The 1130-nt window shown below is 55.6% G+C and carries 1 protein-coding gene; it reads right to left on the reverse strand.

Going from position 1 to position 1130, the window contains the following annotated elements; genetic code table 11:
- A partial coding sequence (locus ACTG34_RS13815) for an AAA family ATPase (protein WP_439105443.1) occupies nucleotides 1-1130 on the reverse strand: 1130 nt, incomplete at both ends.

The following is a 1130-nucleotide window of genomic DNA, read 5'->3' on the forward strand; positions in this document are numbered from 1 at the left end:
AGTTTATCGCGCTCACCCTCAAGCATCTTGGATGTCGGAACACCCGTCCACCGCTCAACCACTTGGGCGATTTGCTCGGGTCGCACAGCCTCCTCGACCATTAGGTCGCCATCCCCAGCGGCCTCCACAGCCTCAGCCTCGGCCAGTTGTTTCTCCAACTGCGGAATCACCCCGTATGACAACTCTCCAGCCTTGGCGAGATTTCCCTCGCGCTTGGCGATTTCCAACGTAGCTCGTGCATGCTCTAGCTGCTCTTTGAGGTCACGCGCACCTTCAAGTTTGCGGCGCTCGTTTTCCCACTTGGCAGTCATAGACGCAGATTGCTCCTGAAGGGTGGCCAATTCACCCTCAAGCTTTTCAAGTCGCGACTTGGACGCGTCGTCATCTTCTTTGCCCAAGGCCATTGCCTCGATCTGAAGCTGTAGAATCTGGCGATCCAGCTGATCCAGCTCTTCGGGTTTACTATCCACTTCCATACGCAAACGCGAGGCGGCCTCGTCCACAAGGTCAATCGCCTTGTCAGGCAAAAAACGGTCAGTGATGTAGCGGTGTGATAGGGTCGCTGCCGCCACAAGAGCGCTGTCGGAAATCCGAACACCATGGTGTAACTCGTACTTCTCCTTGATTCCGCGCAGGATCGACACCGTATCCTCGACGGTAGGTTCCTCAACCACGACCGGTTGGAAACGGCGCGCCAAGGCGGCATCTTTTTCTACATACTTGCGGTATTCATCAAGCGTGGTCGCGCCGATACAGTGCAACTCACCGCGCGCAAGCGCAGGTTTGATAAGGTTGGCGGCATCCATCGCCCCGTCCGATTTTCCCGCACCCACAAGCGTGTGCATCTCGTCAATAAAGAGAATGATTTCGCCTGACGCGGCATCGATCTCTTTGAGGATAGATTTTAGCCGCTCCTCAAATTCGCCGCGATATTTTGCGCCTGCGATGAGCGCTCCCATGTCGAGCGCCATCAGCTTTTTGTTTTTGAGGCTCTCGGGCACATCACCATTAATGATACGCAGTGCTAGCCCTTCGGCGATCGCGGTTTTCCCAACGCCCGGTTCACCAATCAAAACGGGGTTATTCTTTGTGCGCCGCGAGAGCACTTGCATGGAGCGGCGAATTTCTTC

The sequence above is a fragment of the Celeribacter marinus genome (assembly GCF_965656515.1).
Lineage (GTDB): Bacteria > Pseudomonadota > Alphaproteobacteria > Rhodobacterales > Rhodobacteraceae > Celeribacter > Celeribacter marinus_D.